Here is an 8,419-nt window from a genome sequence, read left to right as displayed (position 1 = left end):
GCGCAGGAATTCGATGATCGCTGGTACATCAGCGGCTCGGCCGGCTTCAACCTCCAGGACAACGACCGTCGCACGAACGACGCTCCGGCGGTCGCGCTGGGCGTGGGCAAGTTCATCAGCCCGGTCTGGTCGGTGGAGGGTGAGGTGAACTACCAGAACCCGAATTTCGACCACAACCAGGACCTGAACTGGAGCCAGTACGGCATCTCGCTGGACCTGCGTCGCCACTTCATCAACGAAGAGCGCAACTGGGCCCCGTACGTGCTGTTCGGCCTGGGTTACCAGCGTTCGGAAGAAGAGTACGACGCGTTCCCGAGCGCGAACTCGCCGGCGCAGCGTGAAGACGGCAACCTGGCGGCCAAGATCGGCGTCGGCCTGCAGGGCGACTTCTCGCGTCGCGTGGCGGTGCGTGCCGAAGTGGCGACCCGTTTCGACTTCGACGACCAGAGCTACGCGGCCGAGAGCGGCGTGGACTCGGGCGGCTACCCGCACCAGCAGGAAGAGAGCTACTTCAGCGACGTGATCGCGTCGGTGGGCGTGATCATCCCGCTGGGTCCGGAGCCGACCGCGCCGGTGGCTCCGCCGCCGCCGCCGCCGCCGGCCCAGCCGGCCCCGCCGCCGCCGCCGGCCCCGATCACGATCGACCTGAACGGCGTGAACTTCGACTTCGACCGTTCGACGCTGCGTCCTGACGCGGTGCAGATCCTGAACGAGGCGGTGGAGATCCTGAAGCGCTATCCCGACCTGCGTGTCGAGGTGGCGGGCCACACCGACCTGTGCGGTTCGGATGCCTACAACCAGGGTCTGTCGGAGCGTCGCGCGTCGGCGGTGTACGACTACCTGACCAGCAACGGCATCGATGCCGGCCGCCTGATGGGTCCGACGGGTTACGGCGAGAGCCGTCCGCTGGAGCCGACGGCGCAGACGCTGCCGGGCTGCAAGAGCGAGGTCAACCGCCGTACCGAGCTCAACGTCCAGAACTGATCTGACCGTTGCAGCTGCAGAACAGGAAGCCCGGCTCACGCCGGGCTTCCTTTTTTGTGCGTGCATTCCTGCGAGGCGCGCGCGACGCACGGTCTTGCCAGCCCGACTGGCGCTGCTACACTCCCGCGCAATTCATGAGTGCGGGAGTCGGGGCGATGCGTGGACTGGCGATAATGGTGCTGTCGATGGCGGCGTTGAATGCACAGGCGTCCACGCAGTGCCAGGGTGCGTCCCTGCCGCAGCCGCTCGCCGTACAGCCCACGGTGCTGGCGCCGGTGGCCGCGGGTTTCGTGATCGCGAATCCGCAGCTCGGCTCACAGCGCGGGGTACTGGCCCCCGATTTCGACGAGTCGCAGTCGGTCGACAACGTCCTGTGGCGCCTGCGCGTGGAAGGCTGCCAGAACGTCGCCGCCGCGGTGCCGGCGACAGGGGCGGTCACCGCCCCGGCGGCTGCCGGCTATGTCAAGAAGACCGAGCACGACAATACGCCGTACCGGTTCAACATGACCCAGAACGGCAAGCGCATGACCGCGGACGACTTCGACGCCTGGCTGCAGGCGAACGGCTACAGCGCCGGGCGCCGGGTCGCACCGGCCGCGGCGCCTGCGGCTGCCGCAGAGCCGGTCGAGGCGCCGCCGGAACAGTAAGGCAGGCGAGCGGGCGAAGGCCCGCGACGCAGACGCGCCTGCCGGGTCTTCGCCGGCGGGGCCGCGCGACACGCGGACGCCGTGATCAGCCCGCCACGACGCCCAGTTCCCGGCCGACACGGATGAACGCATCGATCGCCCGGTCGAGATGTTCGCGCGTGTGCGCGGCGGACATCTGGGTGCGGATCCGGGCCTGGCCCTTGGGCACCACCGGGAAGAAGAAGCCGATCGCATAGACGCCCTCGTCGAGCAGCCGCTCGGCGAAGCGTTGCGCCAGCGGCGCCTCGTACAGCATGACCGGGCAGATCGGGTGCGTCCCGGGGCGCAGATCGAAGCCAACGGCGGTCATGCGTTCGCGGAAATAGGTGGTGTTGGCCGCGAGCCGCTCACGCAGTTCGCCCGCAGCGTCGAGCATCTGGAAGGCGCGCGTGCCCGCGGCCACCACGTGCGGCGGCAGCGAGTTGGAGAACAGGTAGGGGCGCGAACGCTGGCGCAGCAGTTCGACGACTTCGGCCTTCGCGGTGGTGAACCCGCCTAACGCGCCGCCCATCGCCTTGCCCAGCGTGCCGGTGATGATGTCGATCCGGTCCAGTACGCCCTTGACCTCGGCCGAACCGCGGCCGGTGGCGCCGAGGAAGCCGGTGGCGTGGCACTCGTCGATGTGCACCAGCGCATCGTATTTCGCGGCCAGCGCGGTGATCTCGTCGAGCGGCGCGATGAAGCCGTCCATCGAGAACACGCCGTCGGTGGTGATCAGGATGGTCTTCGCGCCGTCCGCGCGCGCCTGCTTCAGCTGCGCCTCAAGGTCGCCCATGTCGCAGTTCGCATAGCGGTACCGCTTCGCCTTGCACAGGCGCACGCCGTCGATGATCGAGGCGTGGTTGAGGGCATCGCTGATGACCGCGTCGTCCTCGCCCAGCAGCGGTTCGAACAGCCCGCCGTTGGCGTCGAAGCAGGCGGCGTAGAGGATCGTGTCGTCCTTGCCGAAGAACTCCGAGATCGTCCGCTCGAGCTGTTTGTGCAGGTCCTGGGTGCCGCAGATGAAGCGTACCGAGGCCATGCCGAAGCCGTGGCTGTCGAGGGCGTCCTTGGCCACCGCGATGATGTCCGGATGGTCGGCCAGGCCGAGGTAGTTGTTGGCACAGAAGTTCAGCACCCGGCGGCCGTCGGCCAGCGTGATCTCCGCGCACTGCGGGCCGGTGATGATGCGTTCGGACTTGAACAGGCCCGCCTCGCGGATCTCGTCGAGCGTGGCGGCGTAGCGGTCGGTCAGGGGCATGGCGGCTCCGTGGCGCGGCACTTCCGCGCGGCGTGCATGAACGTGGGCGGCACGGCTCCCGAGTGCGGGAGACAGGACATCAATTCCAGGACAGCACGACCTTGCCCGACTTGCCCGATTCCATCAGGTCGAAACCCTTCTGGAACTCGTCGGCGGGCAGCTGGTGGCTGAGCACCTTGCCCAGCGGGAAGCCCGAGAGCACGAGCTGGGTCATCTTGTACCAGGTCTCGTACATGCGCCGGCCGTAGATGCCCTGCACGGTGAGGCCCTTGAAGATGATGCGGTCCCAGTCCACGCCCGCGCCCTTGGGCAGGATGCCGAGCAGGGCGACCTTGCCGCCGTGGTACATCGCATCGAGCATGTCGTTGAACGCGTGCGGGTTGCCGCTCATCTCCAGGCCCACGTCGAAGCCGTCCATGTGCAGGTCGGCCATCACTTCCTTCAGCGAGGTGTTGGACACGTTGACCACGCGCGTGGCGCCCATGTCGGCGGCGAGCTTGAGCCGGTAGTCGTTGACGTCGGTCACCACCACGTTGCGCGCGCCGATGTGCTTGCAGATGCCGGCGGCCATCACCCCGATCGGGCCGGCGCCGGTGATCAGCACGTCCTCGCCGACCACATCGAACTCGAGCGCGCAGTGCGCGGCGTTGCCGTAGGGGTCGAAGAACGCGGCGAGCTCGGAGGGGATCTGGTCCGGGATCGGCCACAGGTTCGATGCCGGCATCACGATGTATTCGGCGAACGCGCCGTCGCGGTTGACGCCGATGCCCACGGTGTTCGGGCACAGGTGCTGCTTGCCGGCGCGGCAGTTGCGGCAGTGCCCGCAGACGATGTGGCCTTCGGCCGAGACGCGCTGGCCCACGGCATAGCCGGTGACGCCGGGGCCGAGTTCGGCCACCCGGCCCACGAACTCGTGGCCGATGACCAGGCCCGGCCGGATCGTGCGCTGGCTCCACTCGTCCCACAGGTAGATGTGCAGGTCGGTCCCGCAGATGGCGGTCTTCTCGAGCCGGATCAGGACCTCGTTCGGCCCCGGCGCCGGCACGGGGACCTGTTCCATCCAGATGCCCTTTGCGGCTTCGCGCTTGACCAGCGCCTTCATCATTCGGCCCATGGGAGAGCGTCGCCTCGAATCGGAATGGCCGCGATTATACGCCGCGGGCCCATAGGCCCCGGCGGCGCCGGAGGGCGCGGGGGCATGACCATCGTCATGGCCGGCCCTTGCCGCGAGTGGCTAGACTGCGGCCACCACGATTACCGGAACCGCCGCATGTCCAGCCGCTGCCGCCTCCTCCTCGCCCTGTCCGTGCTCGCGGCCGCGTGCCTGCCCCCTGCGCGCGCCGCGGAGGGCATGTGGGTGCCGCAGCAGTTGCCGGAAATCTCGGGGCCGCTGAAGAAGGCGGGTCTGAAGCTGGATCCTGAACAGCTGTCCGACCTGACCGGCGATCCGCTGGGCGCGGTGGTCTCGCTGGGTGGATGTACCGCCAGCTTCGTCTCGCCGCAGGGCCTGGTGGTAACCAACCATCACTGCGCCTACGGCGCCATCCAGCTCAATTCCACCCCCGAGCGCAACCTGATGCGCGACGGCTTCAACGCCGCCACCCACGCGGACGAGATCACCGCCGGTCCCAACGCCCGCATCTATGCGCTGGATGCGATCACCGACGTCACCGAACGCGTGCAGGCGGCGATCGCGGCCCAGTCCGAGCCGCTCGCGCGCACCCAGGCGCTGGATGCAGTCGAGAAGCAGCTGGTCGCCGAATGCGAGGCCGAACCCGGATACCACTGCAGGATGTACAGCTTCCTCGGCGGCAACGCGTACCGGCTGTTCCGCAACCTCGAGATCCGCGACGTGCGCCTGGCGTACGCGCCGCCGGGCAGCATCGGCAACTACGGCGGCGAGATCGACAACTGGATGTGGCCGCGACACACGGGCGACTTCGCGTTCTACCGCGCCTACGTCGGTCGCGACGGCAAGCCGGCGGCCTTCTCGCCCGACAACGTGCCCTACCAGCCGAAGCACTGGCTGAAGATCGCCAGGCAACCGCTGCGCGCCGGCGATTTCGTGATGGTGGCCGGGTACCCGGGCCGCACCAGCCGCTACGCGCTGGCCGGCGAGTTCGAGGACACCGAGCAGTGGGCCTATCCCACGATCGCACGCCACTACCAGGCGCTCACGGGGCTGGTCGATGCCCGCGGGAAGGCCGATCCCGACATCGAGGTGAAGTACGCCAGCACGGTGCGGGGCTGGGAAAACGTGATGAAGAACTACGAGGGCCAGCTCACAGGCTTCGCCCGCACCGGCGCGGCGGACCGCAAGCGGGAGGAGGAAGCCGCGGTGCTCGCGTGGTTGTCCTCGCGCGGCGCCGAGGGCGAGGCGGCGATCGACGCCCACCGCCGCCTGGTGGCGCTCGACCAGGCCGAGCGCGCGACGCGCGAGCGCGACCTGGTCGTGCGCATGCTCCACAACACCGGCGCGATGTCGGCCGCCATCACCCTGTACCGCCTCGCCATCGAGCGCGAGAAGGCCGACGGCGACCGCGAGCAGGGCTACCAGGCGCGCGACCTGCCGACCATCGAGGGCGGCCTGCAGCAGATGGAGCGCCGCTACGTGCCGGCGATGGATCGCGAGCTGCAGCGCTACTGGCTGGCCGAGTACGTGAAGCTGCCCGCGGCGCAGCGTCTGCCCGCCCTGGATGAATGGCTCGGGGGCGACGATGCGGCGGCGATCGATGCCGCGCTGAACCGTCTGGCGAAGAGCGCGATCGGCGACACCGATACCCGCATGGCCTGGCTGCAGGCCGATCGCAAGGAGCTCGAGGGCAACCGCGATCCGGCTATCCGCTACGCCGTGGCGCTGATGCCGTCGATCCTCGAACTCGAGCGCGAGGGCAAGGCGCGCGCGGGCGAGCGCCTGGCCACGCGCGCCACCTACCTGCAGGCGGTGGCGGACTATCGCCGCAGCCAGGGCGGGCACGTCTATCCCGACGCCAACTCCTCGCTGCGCATCACCTTCGGCAACGTCAAGCCCTATACCAAGCTCGACGGCAGCGAGCAGGCGCCGTTCACCCGGCTTGAGGAAGTGGCGGCCAAGGCGACCGGCGAGGCCCCGTTCGACGCCCCGCAGGCGCTGCTCGACGCGATCGCGGAGAAGCGCTACGGCGGCCTGACGGACCGTCGCCTGCGCACCGTGCCGGTCAACTTCCTGTCCGACCTCGACGTCACCGGCGGCAATTCCGGCTCACCGGTGCTCGACGCCCGCGGCGAACTGGTCGGCCTGCTGTTCGACATGAACTGGGAAGCGGTGGTCTCGAACTGGGTGTTCGACGCGGACATGACCCGCACCATCTCGGTCGACCAGCGCTACATGCGCTGGATCATGCAGGAGGTCTATCCGGCGCCACAGCTGCTTCAGGAGATGGGCGTGGCGCCGCGGCGCTGAGCAGGCAACGGGCGCGCGCGGACGCTTGGCTTTAGACTAGGCGCCGCGCCGCGGGGAGTCGCGGCCGCTTCCTCCATACCCGGACCCGTTGCCGCATGAGAATCCTGCTTGCCCGTCACGGCGAGACGCCGTGGAATGCCGAAGGCCGCTACCAGGGCCAGGAGGACATCCCGCTGTCGCCGGTGGGCGAGAAGCAGGCGCGGCTGCTGGGCGAGCGGTTGCGCGACGTGCGCATCGACAAGGCCGTCAGCTCGCCGCTGACCCGCGCATACCACACCGCGCAGTACGCGCTGGGCGAGCTGCGCGCGCCGATGCTGACCACCGAGATGGGCTTCATGGAGATCGCGCACGGCAGCTGGGAGGGCCTGCTGGCGAGCGAGATCGCCGAACGCGACCCCGACCTGCTGCGCGCCTGGCGCGAGGCGCCGGACACCGTGCTGATGCCGGGCGGCGGCGAGTCGATCAAGCAGGTCTTCCGGCGCGCCTGGGAGGCGCTGGAGTGGTCGGTCGAGGGCCTGGGCGGAGACGACACCCTGCTGGTGGTGGCGCACGATGCGGTCAACCGCGTGCTGCTGTGCCACGTGCTGGGCATCCCGCTGTCGAAGCTGTGGACCTTCCGCCAGGCCCCGACCACGCTCAACCTGCTCGAAGGGGACGATCTCGCCCACCTGGAAGTGGTGCGCCTGAACGACTGCTCGCACCACACCGCGTTCTTCGGCGAGGCCGTGCACCGGGCGCTGTAGCGCCTCCCGTCCGGCGATCACCGATGCCCGAGACCCTGTCCGACTGGCTCGTCCATATCGAGCGCCAGCATCCGGCGGCGATCGCCATGGGGCTCGACCGCGTGCGCGAGGTCGCCGCGCGCCTCGGGCTGGGCAGGCCCGCGAGGCGGGTGGTCACGGTGGCGGGCACCAACGGCAAGGGTTCGACGGTCGCCTTCCTCGAGGCGATCGCGCGCGCGGCCGGCCTGCGCGTGGGCGCCTATACCTCGCCGCACCTGTTCGCCTACAACGAACGCGTCCGCATCGACGGCCGCGACGCGCCGGACGGCGCGCTGGCCGACGCGTTCGCCGCGGTCGAGCAGGCGCGGTCGGACACGCCGCTGACCTACTTCGAATTCGGCACCCTGGGCGCGCTGTGGCTGTTCGAGCGCGCGGGCCTAGACCTCGTGCTGCTCGAAGTCGGACTCGGCGGGCGGCTGGACGCGACCAACCTGGTCGATGCCGATGTCGCGGTGCTCACCACGGTCGACCTCGACCACCAGGCCTGGCTGGGCGACGATCGCGAGCGCATCGGTGCCGAGAAGGTCGGCATCGCCCGCGCCTGGAAGCCGCTGGTGCTCGGCGAGGATGATCCCCCGGCCAGCGTGCTGCGCCACGCGTACGCGCTGGGGGCCTCGGCGATCCGCGCCGGCAGCGACTTCTTCTTCGAGCCGCTGGACGGCGGGCGCTGGCGCTGGCGCGAACTGAACTACGGACTCGAGCTGCCGCTGCCGGCCCTGGCCGCACCGGTCCAGTTGCGCAATGCCGCGACCGCCATTGCCGCCGTGCGCGCCCTCGACCTCGAGATTCCCGAGACCGCCATCGCGCGCGGCATCGCCGCTGCGCGGCTGCCGGGGCGGCTCCAGCGCGAGGCGCGCGCCGGCGTGGAGGTGTTCGTCGACATCGGGCATAACCCGCAGGCCGCGCGCGCGCTCGCGGGCTGGCTCGAGGCGAGCCCCGGCAGCGGACGCACGTTCGCGGTCTACGCGCCGCTGGCCGACAAGGACGCGGCGGGGGTGGCCGCGGCGCTGGCCGGCCTCGTGCAGGGATGGTGGATCGCCGGCACGCCCGACGCGGGTGCGCGCGGGATCCCGGTGGACGCGCTCGCGGAGCGCCTGCGAGATGCGGGTATCGCGCTCGCCGGCCAGTGCCGGGACGCGACGGCTGCGCTCGCCGCCGCGCTCGCGGCCGCGCGTCCCGGCGACCGCGTCCTCGTGTTCGGATCGTTCCATGCCGCCGAATGTGCATTGCGCGCATTGCAGGGCGCGGGTTCAGAAGCGCCGCGCGACCCCGGCGTATAATCCGC

7 protein-coding genes are annotated in these 8,419 nt (G+C 70.0%); 5 read left to right on the top strand and 2 right to left on the bottom strand.

Annotated elements, in window-relative coordinates; all coding sequences use genetic code 11:
* A partial coding sequence (locus QFW80_RS03875) for an OmpA family protein (protein ID WP_425603490.1) occupies nucleotides 1-984 on the top strand: 984 nt, incomplete at its 5' end.
* 155 nt (nucleotides 985-1,139) lie between these two features.
* Complete coding sequence (locus QFW80_RS03870; protein ID WP_280599903.1) at nucleotides 1,140-1,631, top strand: hypothetical protein; 492 nt, start codon at nucleotides 1,140-1,142, stop codon at nucleotides 1,629-1,631.
* A gap of 85 nt (nucleotides 1,632-1,716) precedes the next feature.
* Here QFW80_RS03870 and kbl read toward each other — a convergent pair whose 3' ends face one another.
* Together kbl and tdh are read right to left on the bottom strand one after the other, a co-directional pair.
* A complete protein-coding gene (gene kbl / locus QFW80_RS03865) occupies nucleotides 1,717-2,910 on the bottom strand; it encodes a glycine C-acetyltransferase (protein ID WP_280599902.1) in 1,194 nt (397 codons plus the stop codon).
* Between the two features lie 79 nt (nucleotides 2,911-2,989).
* Nucleotides 2,990-4,024, bottom strand: coding sequence for an L-threonine 3-dehydrogenase (gene tdh / locus QFW80_RS03860; protein WP_280599901.1), 1,035 nt, complete (start codon nucleotides 4,022-4,024; stop codon nucleotides 2,990-2,992).
* Between the two features lie 156 nt (nucleotides 4,025-4,180).
* Between tdh and QFW80_RS03855 the strand changes: the two genes are divergently transcribed.
* The 3 genes from QFW80_RS03855 to folC all read left to right on the top strand — a co-directional run bounded on the left by QFW80_RS03855 (nucleotide 4,181) and on the right by folC (nucleotide 8,414).
* Entirely contained in the window at nucleotides 4,181-6,352 is a 2,172-nt protein-coding gene (locus QFW80_RS03855) for a S46 family peptidase (protein ID WP_280599900.1), read from the top strand.
* Between the two features lie 95 nt (nucleotides 6,353-6,447).
* Nucleotides 6,448-7,095 (top strand): histidine phosphatase family protein, encoded by a 648-nt coding sequence (locus tag QFW80_RS03850; RefSeq protein WP_280599898.1) that lies wholly within the window; start codon nucleotides 6,448-6,450, stop codon nucleotides 7,093-7,095.
* A gap of 23 nt (nucleotides 7,096-7,118) precedes the next feature.
* A complete protein-coding gene (folC, locus tag QFW80_RS03845; protein WP_280599897.1) occupies nucleotides 7,119-8,414 on the top strand; it encodes a bifunctional tetrahydrofolate synthase/dihydrofolate synthase in 1,296 nt (431 codons plus the stop codon).
* The last annotated feature ends 5 nt before the right edge of the window (nucleotides 8,415-8,419 follow it).

It is taken from the genome of Luteimonas rhizosphaericola (assembly GCF_029888045.1).
Taxonomy (GTDB): Bacteria; Pseudomonadota; Gammaproteobacteria; order Xanthomonadales; family Xanthomonadaceae; genus Luteimonas; species Luteimonas rhizosphaericola.
The sequence above is the reverse complement of the archived record's forward strand: the minus strand, read 5'-3'. Positions and strand labels throughout refer to the sequence as shown.